Genomic DNA, 17289 nt, shown 5'->3' with positions numbered 1-17289 from the left:
ATAAATGATTTTGTACCTATCATTGAATAGGCGAACGGATTATGTCAAAGAAAAATGCAACAGCTAAATTCTTGAAGCGTCGTATATGTTATTACCTTACTTCTGGGGTGATCACAGTGACGATGCCTATGGCTGTTTATGCAGTAGAAGAGACAGCAGAAAAAGCCCCACCAATGGAAGCAGAATTCGACTCTGTTTTCTTAATCGGTGACGCACAAAAAGTAGATATTTCTCGTTTTAAATATGGTAACCCAGTTTTGCCGGGTGAATATAATGTTGATGTTTATATCAATGGTAACTGGTTTGGCAAAAGAAGAATGATGTTCCGTTCAACAGAACAAAATAAAAATGCCTATACCTGTTTCACATCAAGCTCATTACTTGAATATGGTGTTAAACAAGATGTGCTCGTGAACCGCACTGAGTCTAATGCACCAAATGCATGTTACAAAATCGAAGAATGGATCGAAAACGCTTATTATGATTTCGATACCTCTCGTTTACGTGTCGATATTTCAATCCCGCAAATTGCTCTGCAAAAAAATGCGCAAGGTTATGTTGATCCGAGTATTTGGGATCGTGGTGTTAATGCTGGATTTTTATCTTATAGCGGTAGTGCCTATAAAACCTTCAACCGCTTAAATGACAATAAAGAAACCACCAATGCCTTTATGGCAATTACTGCTGGCGCCAATATTGCGGGTTGGCAACTTCGCCACAATGGTCAGTGGCAGTGGCAAGATGGTTCGCAAAGCGAGCTAGATTCAACCAATACAAAGAAATCGACTTACGAATCGACCAGTACTTATTTACAGCGAGCATTCCCACAGTACCGAGGTGTTTTAACCTTGGGCGATAGCTTTACCAATGGTGAATTATTTGATTCCTTCGGTTATCGCGGTTTTGATTTTTCAAGCGATGACCGCATGCTGCCGAACAGTATGCTTGGCTATGCACCACGTATTCGTGGTAATGCAAAAACCAATGCCAAAGTTGAAGTTCGCCAACAAGGTCAGTTGATTTATCAAACCACAGTTGCACCAGGTAGCTTTGAGATTAATGACCTCTACCCTACAGGTTTTGGTGGTGAGCTTGAAGTTTCGATTATTGAGTCGAATGGTGAAATTCAAAAGCTTGCCGTTCCTTATGCATCTGTCGTGCAAATGTTACGTCCTGGTTTAAGCCGCTACTCAGTCACTGCCGGTGAGTTCCGCGACCGTGATATTGATTTAACACCTTGGGTAACACAAGGTAAATATCAACGCGGTCTGAATAACTACTTGACTGGCTATACGGGCTTTCAATTAGCTGAAGACTATAGTTCTTTATTATTAGGTGCCGCTGTTGCAACACCAATTGGTGCGGTTTCGTTTGACGTGACTCAATCGAATGCTGATTTTGACAAACAAGGCTCGCAATCAGGACAAAGTTTTCGCTTAAGTTACAGCAAGCTCATTTCACCGACCAATACGAACCTGACGTTAGCAGCCTATCGTTATTCGACGGAAAACTATTTAAAGTTACGTGATGCTGTTTTAATCCGAGACCTAGAAGATAAAGGTGTGAATACCTTTGCTGTAGGTAAGCAGCGTAGTGAATTCCAGATTACCCTGAACCAAGGTTTACCCGAAGGCTGGGGTAATATTTATATGGTGGGTTCTTGGAACGATTATTGGAATCGTAATGAAACGAGTCGTCAATATCAGGTCGGTTATAGTAATCATTATCAAGGATTAACTTACGGTCTTTCAGCGACCAATCGTCTACTCCAATACGGCTCAAATAATCAAACACGTGATACAGAATATTTGATGACGCTCTCTTTCCCAATGAATTTCAGAAAGAGCGCAGTCAATGTCAATGCAACCGCATCAGAAAACAGTCGTACAGTGGGTATGAGCGGTATGGTGGGTGATCGTTTCAACTACGGTGCATCGGTATCTCATCAAGATAGACAAAATCCAAGTTTCAACGTCAACAGCCGCTATCGTACTAACTTTGCTACCGTTGGTGGTTCTTATAGTATTGCTGATTCATATCAACAAGCGATGCTCAGTGTCAGCGGTAGTATAGTTGCACATGATAAAGGCATCTTGTTTGGTCCAGAACAAGGTCAAACCATGGTACTGGTTTATGCACCAGATGCTGCGGGTGCCAAAGTCAACAATACCGTTGGCCTCAGTGTGAATAAATCAGGTTATGCTGTTATTCCATATGTCACACCATATCGTTTAAATGACATCACGCTTGATCCTCAAGAAATGTCGACCAATGTTGAATTGGAAGAAACCAGTCAGCGTATTGCGCCTTTTGCTGGTGCGATTGCTAAAGTTGATTTCTCCACCAAAAAAGGTTATGCCATTTACATCAACACCAAAACTGCAACAGGTGAAGGCTTGCCATTCGCGGCACAAGTATTTAATGCCAAAGATGAATCTGTGGGTATCGTAGCGCAAGGCAGTATGGTGTATTTACGTACTCAAGAGCCAAAAGGTGATTTGTATGTAAAATGGGGTGATGAAGCCAATGAACAGTGCCACTTCAGTTATGATGTTACCGCACAACTTTCTAACGATCAGCAAAGCATGATCATGACTGAGGCAGTATGCAAATGAAAAAATTACTTTTAAGCAGCGCCTTAGTTGCTGCAGGTTTTGCTATCAATACAGCAGCTCAAGCTGCTTGCTCAACTAGCGCGGGTTTCAGAACGATTGATGTGTCTATGCAAGTAGGGCGTGTTGTGGTTCGACCAAGTGACCCTGTTGGCAAAGTCTTAGTTAAATCTCTTTTTGAAATTCGCCCAGATTCTAGAACTACATATAGCTGTAATCGTAGTGATATGATGGTCGCCCGATTATTACAAAATTATGCAATTAGTTCTCTAGGCGATAATATCTATTCCACCAATATCCCAGGGATTGGCATTCGTCTGTATCGTGAAGCATTTAATGCAACAAATTTTTCTGGATATTATCCCTATACCCGTCCCGTACCAAGTACCCGTATTAGCCTTGCCGAAGGTTACTTCGTTGTCGAAATCGTTAAAACAGCTGAAAATACGGGCTCAGGAACATTAGTACCAGGTGTTTATAGTACCTATTATGCTGGGAATCGTAGTGATAGTCCGTTTTTAACCAGTACTGTTTATGGTAATGCGATTACCATTGCATCATCCTCTTGTGAATGGAGAGGTGATATTAATAAAGCAGTACAGCTTCCAACAGTAATGAAGTCAGGATTCAAAGGAATTGGTTCGACTCAAGGCGAACAATCGTTTGAACTTAATATTCTTTGTAATGGTGGTCAAAACCCAACAGGTTACGAAGAAAAAAACCTCATTAGTTTGACCTTTGACTATCAACAAGAAGGCAATAACACCCAAGTTTTAAAGAATCTTGAACCAAATTCGACTAAAGCAAATGGCGTTGGGGTACAGTTAGTATGGAACTATCAGAATAAAAATCAGGTTATTGGTTTAGGTAATAAGTTAGAATTAGGAACTGTGAAATCGAATCAGACAGTTCAATATAATGTCCCTCTCACTGCTCGCTATTATCAAACCGCAACGAATGTCACTGCAGGTAAAGTCCGTGCAATGGCAACTGTAACCATACAATACGATTAAACCTTTTATAAGACCTCTTCCCAAACAAGAGGTCTTTTTTATATAGCTAAAATGAAAGTTATCTAAGCCCTTAATTTTAATTCATTAAAAAATTCTCTTTTTGTTTTTGATATAAAGCTTGACCCACATACCAGAGGAACAATTAATGAAAAACTGAGTATATTGGCACTTAGCCTCACTATTTTTGGTTGTGGTGAAAACCAGAATAGTTCACAAAATAATCCCAACGCCCAAACAACTGCAACAACCTCTACAAGCTTTAGTTCACTTAGTTTTAGTCAACCACAGACATGCCAATATAACTTCGATGCAACACAACAAGATTATGATGATTTATGGAACAATCAAAATTCAGACTATCTGATCGGTGTATTTCCTACGATTGATGGGCAAAAGTTTGGCTTTACTATTACCCCACCCTATTTTAGGGACCATTACCCTGAAGAAAATATAACTTTTAATTATTTTGACTTCTTATCAGCAAGTAAGAAACGACTACAAACAGTAAGAGGCAGTGAAGGATTTCGCCCTCCATTTCTAGATAATGCAGGTGATTTACCTTTACCAAATACAGGGATTCTTGCCTAAGAAATGCAAATAGACATTCCAGCAGTTCCTCTTAACGGTGGTTACTACGGTGAACCTAGTTCATCATATTTTACAGATATCAATTTCAGTGGGGAAACCGATAATGGCTATATCGTAAGATCCCTCTATTCATTTGCTGCAGGCAGTGCTGTTCCAGATTTTGGTGAGAATCCTCCCTTTGTATTATTTACCCTCGATTACCCAAATAGCGATCATACAGAGTATAGTTCAGCCGCTTATTACTACAGTAAATTGACAGAGTACCAAAGCAAATATCATCGATTAGGTGTTTATATTAACCAAAATAGCAAACAGGTTGGCTTTATTTTCAATGGTGTTGATCAAGGCTTCAATCTACCCTACCTGCAGCACTTGAAAATCTTAGTTTTAACATTGATAGCGGAGTCTCGATATATTCTAATCATTTAGATGGGCAAGAACTATCATCTGAAATGATCACTGACCGAAATGCTCTACAGTTCAACTACCCACAAGGTGCAACTGATATCTGTGGTAATGTCATTTAACTTAGATCAGATTTAAAAAACCTAATCACCAGATTAGGTTTTTTATATTTTACCAAACTAGCGAAAGTATATTTTAGCGACACAAATACAAGTACACTTCCCTATTTCAACAACAAAAATAGATTCTTCCAACCATGTAATAGCAACCCGACAACTCAAATTTATAATTCTCAATACAATAAAAAACGTGATGTAATTAACAATTCAAAATAAATACATTAATTATCAATTTTAGATTAAAACCTTAAACAGATCACACTTAAACCAAATATTTAATCAATATTATTTTTTAAGATTGCTTTAATAATAAATTTTATGTTAATTAATACTTAATGCATTTTATAAAGGCAATAAACATGTATAACAATATTTATAAATCTGCCCTACTTTTATCATTAATGGCGTTTGCTTCGGTGAGTTATTCAGCAAGCACAATCCAAATGAATGGAAGTATTGTAGAAGACACTTGTTCTCAGCAACTTCAAACTAATGATTGTCATCAATTGAATACGCTTCGTGATAAGATTGATTCTCAATTAATTTCACTCAGTGATTTAAATTTGAACACCCAAAAAAATACAACAACAGATATTAGTATTGAACGATTTCCTGACCAAAAGAATGCGGTTATTATTGCAAGTTACTACTAGTTAATAGATTTCTTATCAAGATGTGAACTAATTAACATTAAATATTTAGTTCACATTTGACTTATCATCAAAATCTACATTTTATAATAATATTAAAGAAAATCAGATTTTTATTTAGTTCCATTTAATGTACAGCCAAATTTTAAATTTTCATCCTGCTAACTACGCCAACCCAAGAAAAATTTTTTAAATAATGCAAAATTATTTCACACATACTAGAGAACATATCTTGACCACCTAAAATATTTTCTATAATTTTTTGATTGATGAGAAAACTTTAAAATAATTTAGCATCTTCTTTCTCCCCAAATACCTGCAATACGTATAGGTACATTGCTTAACGGTTTTATGCTCAGGAGCATATTTATGTCAGATTTTATCTCTTTGATACGTTTTAGTTTACTACTTACAATAACACCTATACTGATTAGTACAAGTGGCTGTGCTCATCACCTATCATCACAAAGTTTAGCCAATCCTCATAAAATCCCTTATCCAAGCATTGATACAGCATTGGGTGAAAAACTACAACCAAACGAAAATATTCTGGCTCAACAAATATCTGAACAAATTGAACAGCATATTCGTAAACAATACATTGCAGGACAGGCTCTGCGAGACGCACACCCTAAAGCTCATGGGTGTGTTCGTGCAGAATTCCATGTTTTAAAATCATTACCGACAAACTTAACACAAGGCATTTTTATACCAGATAAAACTTATTCAGCATGGATTCGTTTTTCCAATGCATCAGGAGATGCCACACAAGCTGATGATAAGAATGATGCACGAGGCATGGCGATCAAAATTCTCGATGTTTCTGGTAAAAAGATTTTGGAAAATGATGATCAAGCAATGACGCAAGACTTTATTATGATTAATCATCCAGTATTTTTTGTGAACGATCCTCAGCGCTACTTATCTTTTATAAAGGATGTGAATAGCAAAAGTATGTTCAAAAAATTACAGATCCCTTTTGCTTTAGGCTTTCAAGGAACATTCAATGCCGTTAAAGCCAATAATTCGAAAATTTCCAATCCATTACAAGCCAGATATTGGTCAATGGTACCTTATCAGCTAGGATTAGGTGACAAGCGACAAGCCGTAAAATATTCAGCAAGGCCCTGTACTCCGTCCTTAACTTCCATACCTAACCATCCTAGTCATGATTTTTTAAGAATTGCACTTCGAAATAGTTTAGAAAAAGATGAGGCATGTATGGAGTTTCTTATACAGCCGAGAACCTCCAACAAAATGCTTATAGAAGATTCCATGACTGAATGGAAAGAATCGCAAGCTCCTTTTTATCAAGTTGCAACAATCCATATACCTAAACAGGTTTTTGACACTCCTGATCAAAATACATTTTGTGAGAATCTTTCTTTTACGCCGTGGCATTCTCTCCCTGAGCATAAACCCTTAGGCGCGATCAATCGATTACGTAAAGTGATTTACGAAAAGATTAGTACCGTTCGACATGAAATGAATGCTGTGCAAAGAAAGGAGCCGCTATAAACCATACGATTCATCAATAACGCAACTATTCAAAAATATAAACTTTGCGCTGACCATCTACTGAAAATATACATTTTCCTTTAAACTCTTGAGCATTGCCTAAGTGATTCTCAGCGCAGAATTCTAAATAAAGGTAAATATCTCCACTATTTTGATTTATATAATAATTATTCCCTACATTATCATGAAAACTAACGGTCTTTTTCTTTGCAACATTAGAAATTACTAATTTTTGCAATTTTCAATCAGCTTTTCCTTATTTAAGTTAATTTCAGAGTGACGAATAAAAGAAGAGCTTTTACTCAAATCTCGCTCATTATCTTGATTGTTATTCTCAACTATATATGGATCTAAATTCGCGACAATATTAGAGTCATTGCTCTTATACTCATCAAAACTTTCACACCCCAACAAACCTAGTATCATGGTGAAAGCTAAGACATTCTTCACTTAAATAATCTATAAAATTAAAAATGTAAGATAGCAAAAATAATCTGATATAGCAAAATAAAATACATCCAGTGCTAATAAACTAAATCCGCTGGAGTTCTGTTTTAAATTTTAATTAAACCCTTAAAAATCTTGACTCTATTTTATGAAATCAATAACTTTATTTTAGAGATTCTTGATATGAACTAGCTTGCTTATACAATGAAAATCACTCAAAAACTCGAATACAATTTTATCTTTTTAATTCAATCATTTCACTTATCCATTATTTTCTAAATGATTAGAGTATTCAGATAATCCGGCTGTATTTTTTGATGTCAAAGTACCACTTGCGTGGATTTTAATATTAAAAAACCACTTAGGATTAGTACACCTAAGTGGTTGTTTTATATGGTGGGCCCACCGTGACTTGAACACGGGACCAACGGATTATGAGTCCGCTGCTCTAACCAACTGAGCTATAGGCCCTATAAAGTTAAATGCAATTAATACAATGCTTTAACTTTATGCTGATTCTACATAAAAACATTTTTCATTGCAATACGTTTTTTTGTAGGCACTATGTAGGCAGTTAAAAATATTGTATGTTATTGCGAGTTATTGCAAACACACGTGATCATACACTATGACCTCTGAAAGAACAAAGCTCACAAAAACATTTGTTGATTCTTTGCCCTTATCACCTGATAAGCAGGTTATCTATCGGGATTCAGAGCTGATTGGCTTCGCGCTGCGAGTTACCATTTCCAAAGTTTATGTGGTTGAGCGTCGCATTGGTAACGGTAAATCCTCAGTGCGAGTCACTATCGGTAAACATGGAGAAATCACACCTACGCAAGCTCGTGAGCAAGCCACTAAATTACTTGGATTAATGGCACAAGGTATTAACCCGAATCAAGAAAAACAAGAAGCTAAAAAGGAAATGTATGCTGATTATGCAAAAGCAGATCAGCAACCCACCCTATTAGACGCCTACAACGCCTACAAAACAGAACGAGAGCTTAGTCAAAATACGCTAGATGACTATAATCAATGTGTAACAGACTACCTAGTAGAATGGCGTGACATAAAATTGATCGATATATCACGTAAGATGGTTCAAGAAAAACATGCTGAATTGTCAAAACGATCTAAAGCACGTGCAAATTTAGCAATGCGTTTCTTTAGAGCTGTTTTTAATTTTTCGGTTGAGCATTATCTTGATGTAAATGATAAAAATATAATAGATGTATCAAACCCAGTTAATACTTTAAAAGCCAAAAAATCGTGGAATAAAATTAAGCGTAGAAAAAACTATATTCGTAGTAATCAAATGAAAGACTGGTTAGATGCTGTAGTTTCTACAGAATGGGTCGGACAACAATATAAGAATCATAATGCTTATACCAATCAAGATTTTTTATTAACTGTTTTACTTACTGGTTTTCGTAGAGAAGAAGCAGAGACAATAGAATGGTCTCATGTCGATCTCAAATATGGCTCAATCACATCAATTGATCCTAAAAATGGTGAACCTTTGACTCTGCCAATGGGCAAAATCCTCCACTATATAATGCAACAACGTTTTGAACGTTCCGGTGGTGGTAAATATGTTTTCCAAGCTAGACAAGGTGTTGGTCATGTAGCAAATCGAAGTAAAGCTAGGCTAAAAATTGCAGAGTTGACTGGTATTACATTTACATACCATGATTTAAGACGCACATTTTCCAGTGTTGCAAACAGCTTAAACATTGGTTCATACACGATTAAAAAGCTTGTAAATCATGCTACAGATGAATCAAATGATGTAACCGAAGGTTATGTACAAGTCTCGTTTGAAGATCTTCAAATTGCAATGAATATGATTGAAGATTTATTGTTAGATGATGAAATCATTTCAACCATAAAAAATAGGAAATTTAAGAAAATTACACGTCATCACGACTATTTGGAAAAGTCCGTTTCTGAAAATCCAATCGAAATTGATGATGCCCTTAAAGCACTTTCAAAAGTTGAACAGTTAAAGGCTAGATTAAGGTAAATCTATGAAAACTACAGGACAATTCATAAACGATACACTTCAACACTCATTCCTTATTTTATGGAAAGAAGATAAGCAAAAATGGGAAGTTGGTTGTGCTTTGTTAAAAATAAACCTGCAAGCTGACACTTATGCTGAAGCAATTCAATCATTAGCAAAAGCTATTTTAGATTACAAGTTATCTCATGAATTCTCTGAAGTAATAGAGAACGATAAAGAGGATTACTTAAAATCTAGTAAATAATGTTTTACATAATCTTAAAAAGCGACACGAAATGTCGCTTTTAGTTTATCCACAATCCTTTGAATTTGAATTTATTAAATGATGGCTATAAGATCAGACTTGATTCTGTAACTTAATCAAGAGTAACTATTATGGCCTCTAAATCTATAGCTATCGAAAACCAAGACTCCCCCCAAGACAACTTCGCACAAGATTCTTTTGATGAATCTATCCAAGAATCATTTGATGAAGTAACTCAAGAATTAGAAAATGATTTCAGTCAAGATCCTATTTATGACGATATTGCACAGCTTGAAGCACCTGAAGTAGTGAACCAACAGAAAAAGAAAAGGTGATTTATGCGACCCTATTATCTTAAAAATGGCAATAAATATATGCACATAGAGACTGACTTATTTGAAGATTATCAAGACTATTCTGACATCAGTGCTATGTACAATCAGAAATACATTTTTTCAGAAAAGAAAGAAGGTGCTAAAGAGTTTCAAACAAAGGTAGCAGCAGAACGTTATTTGTTTTTGAATAAGAGAAAACTCAAAGGCTTCATAGTTGTTCGGGAATAAAAAAGAGCCCCTAGTTATAGGGGCTTATCTCTCCTGCACACATTGAAGGCATATAGATATGCTCACATTAGTTTTTATTGAATGTGCAGTGCAACCCGGTAATAGAATTAGAATGCAGACGCTAAACAGCAAAGAACTGATAGATCGGCTGCATCTGTGAATTACTTTTTTAAGAATAGGTCACGCTCGGCTGCACGGCGACGAACAAGCCCATTCAAGACTTTTCCACCGCCTTTATTCCATTGTGGAAATTGATCAGCTGCACCTTGATAGTCCTTTGCATTCAGCTTTTTAAGCAATGTAGAGCCCTTAAAAGCATTCTCACCAATATTGTATGTAAGACTGACAAGAGCATCGAATTGATTCTGAGTTAATGGAACTTTAACAGCACCATTTACAGCAGCTTCAAAGCGCTTAAGATCGTATGTAAAAAATGCTTTAGCTTGCTCTGCAGTACAAACATCACCCCTTTTGACCTTAACGCCGTTAGGGTAAATCGTGGTACCAAATCCAATAGTCCAAACGCCTACACCATCGTCATAGGCAATGAGTATTTCATCTTCAAAACTGGTGATTAAGTTAATACCCACGCGGCTTGTAGTCATACCCTGCTGCGCTGGTGATAATCCGTCTACAACTTTGTTTAGATCATCAACTTGGGCTTGTGTAAGTTTTCCGCCTGCGAGCACACGTGCAGCATCAAAGAAAGGTTTTCTATCCATTTCACTATCCTCTTAATATGAAAAACCGCCCTTAGGCGGCATTGAGATTTGCTAAGTTACAGATTGTCTTTAAAATCTTTGAGCTCTTTGCCGACTTCTAAAATGTTTTTTCCTTCTCGGTCATTCACATATTTAAAGAACCACCTGGCGATGGCCCAAAAAGGCAAACCTGATGCAAAGAAAATCCCCCCAATCGCACACATCCCTGCCCATGTTGTCGCATAATCATGCATAGCAAAATGCTGAATAACGAAACCACCTGCGCCAATACTTCCAATTACAGTCGTTACTAAACTCACCACCCATTCACTGCGACTGCGTGGCATACGAGTCATCACTACAACCAAATACCCCAATAAAATTACAACAGCGATAAGCACACCAAGACCGTACATTTTGATTGCTACCGCCCCTGCGCTACTACTAACTGGCTCAGCCATTTTTACATTGCTCCAATTTAAAAAACCGCCTTTATTGGCGGTCTATAGTTATGTTTAAAGTTAAACTTCGATTTGATATACAACGCCCGTGGGCGCACTTCTCTTTATTTCATTTCCACTGATATAAACTCGATCCCCTACATTAAAAGGTGTTGAACTGGTACACAACACAAGCCCGGTCCCATCAACCACCAGCACCTTATAGCTAGGATGATCAGCACTTTGAACTGTTGCGATAAACTCGGGTGTTTTGGGCAATAAATCTAAAAGCCGTGATAATGCATTACTCATGATTCACTCGCTCCACTGATACTGTTTGAGTTACTTTCCCTTCTGAGAAAGATCCGCTAACACTATCTGCCACGCCCCACCATTCAGCATTAAATGCAATTAGGTCTGACGGCGTACACAAGCCGATTTCATTCGCTACTGGCATTAGCAGGCTGTGACTTTCAACCATGCCTGCCTTTGCAAGCACAGAGCGCCCTTTCTCATGCATAGCACTAACTGACGTAAACAGCGGATCATTGATCGGCTCTAACTTCACATCACCTGCAGTGTCACGCCGTTTTACTGTTCCCGTTTCACCGGTTCGATCGTTCGTTAGAAATACGCCGTTGTAGTCCGGATAAAGCGCATAATCCGTTGATAGATCAATCACCACTGATTCAGGGATCAGCCGATCAAAATCAGATTGCTGAACGGCATCCCAATACACTTTCTTATAGAGTGGCTTAATCGTCAGTGTGTTGCTGTTTGGCTCACTATAAACAAACCCACCTGCTGCATCGGCAATCAGCTTAATAGCGTCCATTGGCGTTAAATTGGAATAGCTGAGGCTGTTAGCGGGCAACACCCACCCCAATGCATCAATCAACTCCCAATTCAAAGTGATATCACTATTCACCCGGTCAAGCTCAGCTTGAACCAGTTGCACCGAAGTCCGTTCATTCTCTTGAGTGAAAGATCGAGTTGGTGAATACGGCGCATCAAGTAAGGCTGAAGGACTGCGACCAGAAAGCTTATAAACATCTTTGCCGAACTGTCTTGAGCGTGAAATATTCTCAAGCAGCATCCTGTGCTCATTGCCATTGATCATGATTTTCAAGATCATCGGCTTTCCATCGATCGGCTCAGTTTTAGACTTTTCATAAAATGGAATGGTTAAATTATATGACCAGCACCAAGAGCTACGGTCACAACGATAGTCGCCGTTGTTTACTTGAATTGTCTGGCCATTATCAAGGCGCGACACATTTAAATCATTCACGATATACCAAAGCTCCTTATTTTCAGAAATAGGCAGATAATCGCTTGCACCAAAATTAAGAATGACATTGTGAGAATCCACATCTACACAATGACAAGAAAAATTCAGATCGGTTGAGCCAACATATTCAGGCTTTGGCTGCGGCTCGATCGGATCTACTGAAGATTTGCGGTAATAAACGGCTCTTGCCACTTCCCACGGAATTGAGTCAGTAGTGACCAGTTCTAAACCATTGTCATGCTTGAATGTGAACCACTTTTCAAAGACTGCTGCGACTTCATGACTAAACGTAATTTTCTTACGCTTTTTAATCATTTCATCCCAACTTGTATGGCGATTAATCAGCAGCTTTTCAGACTCTTCAAAGACCAAAGTACTTGCAATGAATCGTTTATCGTTTTCCTGCCAAACAAGTTTAGAAGTACTGGCCAATCCTGTTGTTTCTTCAAAGACAGTTCTAACTGCACAATGCAAAGTGCCAGATTTTTCAAAGGCACTTAAAACAGCGTTTGATAATGTCAAACCACGCTCAAAAACAAAGGCGCTGTTATGCGCCTTAAATAGCGGTTTACCAAACCTCATTTTATTTTCGAGAAGTGCTGGTAATGTTCTTTGATACTCCAAAACACTTAGATGACTTAAACCAAACGCTGAATTGATATCAAAACGTGCATTAATAAACGGATTGATACTTGTTGAAATCACAGCTTCAACACGACAAGACTGATTTACAACTATCGCTTGGATATCAACATAAAATGAAGTTTCTACAACTCCGCTTACCTGGACAGCTTCACCAGGCAATACACCAATGGCAGCATCAAAAGCAGTTTGAACAACAGCTTTAACAGAATTATATGTGTATTGAGTGGCAACGATTTCAGCAATAAACGAGGTTGCTACTCCTGCATTTACAGCCGCATTGATTTGCTCATCAGCACCAAAGTTTAAAATGAGATTATGGGAATCAACAGCCACTAACTCATCTTTTAAATTTAGGCTGATATTATGTGCATCTGGTGGAATGTAATTTGACACATGCACACCTCAATTTAAGTTGTCGGTTTTAATACAAATGAATTGATCATCAAAGTACTGCCCAAAGCAAGATTGGGCTGGGCCAAAGTAATTTCAGCACCCACAGCAAAATCCGCCACAGCCTCACCTTTGCCATTATAAATCCGTGCCCATGTCGCCGTACCTGCTTTAATAACCAGTGCAGCATCAGTTTGATTCAGTTCAATTCCATCTGTATTAAGTTTCTTAAAGCACGGTTTAGGGAACGTCAGAGTCGTAAGCTTTGCACTAGCATTAGCGGCAATATTCACACTTGTGGGTTTAGCATCGTCATAAAAAATAAAGGTAGCGTTATTGCTACCTGTATCTAGAAAGTTTGCCAGCGCTTGAAGCTGTGCCAAGCCTGCGGCTAAAGAAGGAATTACACTCATTTTGGGACCACTCCATCTTGAATGACAGCGTTATATTGCTTTTTATTGTCAAAAGCGACAATGAAACAATTAACTGAATTATTGAGACCATAAAATTGATATCCCCCATTTGCATCGGGCTTTCTTACTCCAATCAGTGCGAGATTCTCTTTGTTATAAAGAGCAACTAACGCATCAGCATAATTCACTCCGAGCTTTTTAGTTGATCCCTTAATGCTTGCAACTGTATTTTTAGAACCAAAGCCTAAATTTTGCATTATATAATCACTTCGAAAAACTCTTCTTGTGCACGGTCTCATTATTCAAGCTCCCCTAAATAAAAATAAAGCCCACCAGGATTGAAATCTATAGCTAGAATAGAATCAGTAACATACATTGACGTATCGCTTATCAACGGTGTTGTGTTTATCCCCCCTCTTGAGTTACCAGAATATAGGACATGCTTTAATGTCCCCCTTAAAAAACCTGAATTATCTCGAAAGGGGATTTCTAATGCTGCGACTTGAGAGGAATTGAATGCACCGCCTCCGCTTGCATAATTGAAAACAATAGGTTTTGCAATATCTGTGTTTGCAATACGAGCGTTAACAGTATATTTGGTTGTGAGAAAACAAGACGTATTTTCATTAAGAGCAAGAGGTAAACCTCCTTGAATGCCACTACTAAAATCTTGCCCAAAACTGGCATTTGCCGCATTGTAAGTAGTCATTAAAAACCAGTTCGAAACAATACTACTATCTAAAGCTGCATTAAAAATTCCACATCCTGAAATTACCTTACGATTTATCGTTGGCGTGTAAGGACGAATAAAATAAAACGCATCCTCATCTCCACAAAATGTGAATTGTATGTTTCCCTCAGAAGGTGCAGCTTGATCCGCTGAACCATTGTACACATTAGAATTTCTCGCCCAATACCAACGTGACCAACCTCGAACTACCGTTGTTCCTGTGCCAGTTATTTGCCAATTACGTTTAAAATTAGAAGTATCTAGAGGCAGCTGTAATTTATTGGGATCTTCATAATCATTAATATGTGACATGTTCTCAAGAAGCCCAACCATCGCAAATTTTGCGTAAGCTGAATTATAAGAATTTGTTCCATCAGAAATTGACTCATCTACTCGGATGAATGGGTGTAATGAACTTGGATTTTTTGCTCGATATACCCGCTTAACATCGTTAGTATCACGAAAAATAATGTCATAGCCAAGTGCTGCTAATTTCGCTGATCCATTCGCTGTAATTGATTTACCTGACAACTCAGCTTTAAGAATCATTTGAGTTGATGTTGGTAAGCCCTTAATACGATATTTCCCATTAATATTTGACGGCGAGAAACCTGATAGCTCAACAATCTGGAATAAAACGGCATTATGCGCTGCAAAGAAAGTCAGATTAATATCGCCGTTTGCATCGATACTAGCCGCTGTAACGCTGGTAAAAGGTAAGCCATTTACCAAGCAGGTATCCAGCATCCGAATCAAATCACCCCAGTTATTACCAAGATTAATGCCATTTAGATGGCTAAAAAACTGCACTTTGATATCTGTAGCCATGTTTTATTTACTCAATAAAAAAGGCTGCATGTGCAGCCCTTAAGGGTTAAAAGTTTAAATCACTCGATCAATGTCGCCGCGATACATGATTTGAAAGTTATCACTTAGAACCGTCGGTTCAGATTGCTTCACTGTACGTATGCACCAGATCGGCTGCATTGCTGCCACTGTGTTCAAGCGTAGAACATTGCCGCTTGCCCAACCTGTGCCCCAACCTTCTTTCTTAATATTGAAATAAGGCTCATTTGTGATGGGATTAATCGGCTTACAATCCATTGTTGTTGTACCGGTAGCAATCTGTCCAGATACCTCGCCAATTACTCGAAATGATGAAATATCGGTGAATACAATCGCCCAACGCTCTTGGATTGCACCTTTATTTGTAATCAGGATCGGATACAAAGCATCATTGTAGTTTGGAGTGATTGGCTGACCTGATGGCTCATCAGCCCAAACACTATTCCATGTGCCTTGTACAAACTTGGTTGAATAGCGGCTGAACATATCACCTACGACCACAACAGATCCAACAATCGAATCGTCCTTACTGTAGTTATGCGTTAAAGGCTTGGTGAATGTCACTTGACCGCTGATCTGTACATCATTGATCAAGCCAATATCTTGATAACGATATGCAGCAAAGATCGGTGCAACAAGACTATTCAAAGCAAAGTCACCACTTAATGTTACTTTGCCGTAATCATAGTTAACCGTGTACATGTCATGCGGTACCTTAACGCCGTTCGAATCCTCAAGCTCGCACCACGAAATACGCTGATCATTTAGATCGTATGTCTGACCTGCCACATGGCTTGGTAACTCTTGCTTTTTAGATGATGCAATAACACCCGTATCACCAACACGAAATATTGGCACACGGCCATCAGGCGGTAAACGTGTCGCAGATAAACCAAGGATCTCGCTATCAAGCGGGATATACGTGTAAGCAATGGCGTTATAGCGTACGCTAGTTGGATCAATCCAGAACGGCACATTGATATAGATTGCCCCGCCTTCTGTGTATTCCAATTCAGGGCTGTACCATGGCTGATTTATGACATCAGGAATTTCTGATTTTCGCTTTTTCTCATAAAAGTAAATATCAACAAACCCAGTGTCATAATTGATTTTACCGTGTGCCTGAGGTGTTTCAATTACCCCCGCTTCATTTGCTGTCACAGTTAATTGGCCACCACTCAACGGCGCAACCACCACCGTTAAAGAACCAGGGCGAATCGGGATAGTTGGTGTACGGAAACCGACATGATGCACGGGCAGCATGTCAGTTGTGGTCGTCATCGACTGCAGTGTTAACTGATTATCGACATTCGGTGTCCAAGTGTCGAACTCAACAACACCGGTACCATATTGAATTGCGCCTGATTGCGTCCCACTACCTGTTGAACTGTCGACATTACGATACAACAGGCCTGTTCGATCGATAAACGTATCTGCACCTAACTTAAAGCGAACCGAGTTCGATAAGATCTGCTCATCAAAGCCCTGTGTTAAATCAAAGCTAAGCTTGTCTGCATTAATCGTTTTAGTATCACTGCCTGAACCAGAAGTGTCGCGGTACCGCACACTGATCGTTGTTGGATCAAATGCTTTTAATGATTCAGTGCTTGTGACCACTTTTGATTTTTGCGGTAAAAGAAGTTCAGTCATA

Annotated in this window: 16 protein-coding genes, 1 tRNA gene and 2 pseudogenes; 9 read left to right on the top strand and 10 right to left on the bottom strand. The window is 38.3% G+C overall.

Annotated elements, in window-relative coordinates; all coding sequences use genetic code 11:
* Positions 1–41 precede the first annotated feature (41 nt).
* From NQU59_RS11330 to NQU59_RS11310, 5 genes and pseudogenes are all read left to right on the top strand, one after another.
* Positions 42–2615, top strand: coding sequence for a fimbria/pilus outer membrane usher protein (locus tag NQU59_RS11330; RefSeq protein WP_373462926.1), 2574 nt, complete (start codon positions 42–44; stop codon positions 2613–2615).
* Positions 2612–3625 carry a fimbrial protein gene (locus NQU59_RS11325; protein ID WP_005241005.1) on the top strand — a complete coding sequence of 338 codons (1014 nt, stop codon included), beginning with the start codon at positions 2612–2614 and terminating at the stop codon, positions 3623–3625. Before NQU59_RS11330 ends, NQU59_RS11325 begins: the two co-directional genes overlap by 4 nt.
* Positions 3626–3766: 141 nt before the next feature.
* Positions 3767–4740, top strand: a pseudogene (locus tag NQU59_RS11320) (DUF4882 family protein).
* A 356-nt stretch (positions 4741–5096) separates the two neighbouring features.
* Positions 5097–5390: a hypothetical protein gene (locus tag NQU59_RS11315; RefSeq protein WP_043973522.1), complete on the top strand. Its 294-nt coding sequence runs from the start codon at positions 5097–5099 to the stop codon at positions 5388–5390.
* A 366-nt stretch (positions 5391–5756) separates the two neighbouring features.
* Entirely contained in the window at positions 5757–6905 is a 1149-nt protein-coding gene (locus NQU59_RS11310) for a catalase family protein (RefSeq protein WP_096911280.1), read from the top strand.
* A gap of 25 nt (positions 6906–6930) precedes the next feature.
* On the opposite strand, the pseudogene NQU59_RS11305 reads toward NQU59_RS11310, so the two are convergent.
* Positions 6931–7331 (bottom strand): annotated as a pseudogene (locus tag NQU59_RS11305) (hypothetical protein).
* Positions 7332–7746: 415 nt separating this feature from the next.
* Positions 7747–7823, bottom strand: a tRNA-Ile gene (locus NQU59_RS11300).
* Positions 7824–7980: 157 nt separating this feature from the next.
* Between NQU59_RS11300 and NQU59_RS11295 the strand changes: the two genes are divergently transcribed.
* The 4 genes from NQU59_RS11295 (at position 7981) to NQU59_RS11280 (ending at position 10182) form a co-directional block, all read left to right on the top strand.
* Positions 7981–9375, top strand: coding sequence for an integrase family protein (locus NQU59_RS11295; RefSeq protein ID WP_257063500.1), 1395 nt, complete (start codon positions 7981–7983; stop codon positions 9373–9375).
* A 4-nt stretch (positions 9376–9379) separates the two neighbouring features.
* Complete coding sequence (locus tag NQU59_RS11290; RefSeq protein ID WP_087547491.1) at positions 9380–9619, top strand: hypothetical protein; 240 nt, start codon at positions 9380–9382, stop codon at positions 9617–9619.
* Positions 9620–9750: 131 nt separating this feature from the next.
* Positions 9751–9954 (top strand): hypothetical protein, encoded by a 204-nt coding sequence (locus NQU59_RS11285; protein WP_257063495.1) that lies wholly within the window; start codon positions 9751–9753, stop codon positions 9952–9954.
* A 3-nt stretch (positions 9955–9957) separates the two neighbouring features.
* A complete protein-coding gene (locus NQU59_RS11280; RefSeq protein ID WP_257063494.1) occupies positions 9958–10182 on the top strand; it encodes a hypothetical protein in 225 nt (74 codons plus the stop codon).
* Positions 10183–10343: 161 nt separating this feature from the next.
* Here the strand turns inward: NQU59_RS11280 and NQU59_RS11275 are convergent, their stop codons facing one another.
* Genes NQU59_RS11275 through NQU59_RS11240 form a run of 8 tightly spaced genes read right to left on the bottom strand, consistent with a single transcriptional unit; the run spans position 10344 to position 17288 of the window.
* Positions 10344–10904 (bottom strand): lysozyme, encoded by a 561-nt coding sequence (locus NQU59_RS11275; protein ID WP_257063493.1) that lies wholly within the window; start codon positions 10902–10904, stop codon positions 10344–10346.
* Between the two features lie 56 nt (positions 10905–10960).
* The gene (locus NQU59_RS11270; RefSeq protein ID WP_257063492.1) at positions 10961–11344 is read right to left on the bottom strand and encodes a hypothetical protein; all 384 of its coding nucleotides are present in this window, start codon (positions 11342–11344) and stop codon (positions 10961–10963) included.
* Between the two features lie 60 nt (positions 11345–11404).
* The gene (locus NQU59_RS11265) at positions 11405–11635 is read right to left on the bottom strand and encodes a hypothetical protein (protein WP_257063491.1); all 231 of its coding nucleotides are present in this window, start codon (positions 11633–11635) and stop codon (positions 11405–11407) included.
* Positions 11628–13652, bottom strand: a complete 2025-nt coding sequence (locus NQU59_RS11260; RefSeq protein WP_257063490.1) for a hypothetical protein — start codon at positions 13650–13652, stop codon at positions 11628–11630. The genes NQU59_RS11265 and NQU59_RS11260 overlap by 8 nt, the downstream gene beginning before the upstream one ends.
* A 14-nt stretch (positions 13653–13666) precedes the next feature.
* Entirely contained in the window at positions 13667–14062 is a 396-nt protein-coding gene (locus NQU59_RS11255; RefSeq protein ID WP_257063489.1) for a hypothetical protein, read from the bottom strand.
* Entirely contained in the window at positions 14059–14319 is a 261-nt protein-coding gene (locus NQU59_RS11250) for a hypothetical protein (RefSeq protein ID WP_306436570.1), read from the bottom strand. Before NQU59_RS11250 ends, NQU59_RS11255 begins: the two co-directional genes overlap by 4 nt.
* A 41-nt stretch (positions 14320–14360) precedes the next feature.
* On the bottom strand, positions 14361–15620 hold the full coding sequence (locus NQU59_RS11245; protein ID WP_257063487.1) for a hypothetical protein: 1260 nt from the start codon (positions 15618–15620) through the stop codon (positions 14361–14363).
* Positions 15621–15674: 54 nt separating this feature from the next.
* Positions 15675–17288 carry a hypothetical protein gene (locus NQU59_RS11240; RefSeq protein WP_257063486.1) on the bottom strand — a complete coding sequence of 538 codons (1614 nt, stop codon included), beginning with the start codon at positions 17286–17288 and terminating at the stop codon, positions 15675–15677.
* Position 17289 lies beyond the last annotated feature (1 nt).

This window comes from Acinetobacter colistiniresistens (genome assembly GCF_024582815.1).
Lineage (GTDB): Bacteria > Pseudomonadota > Gammaproteobacteria > Pseudomonadales > Moraxellaceae > Acinetobacter.
This window is presented reverse-complemented; position numbering and strand designations above follow the sequence as displayed.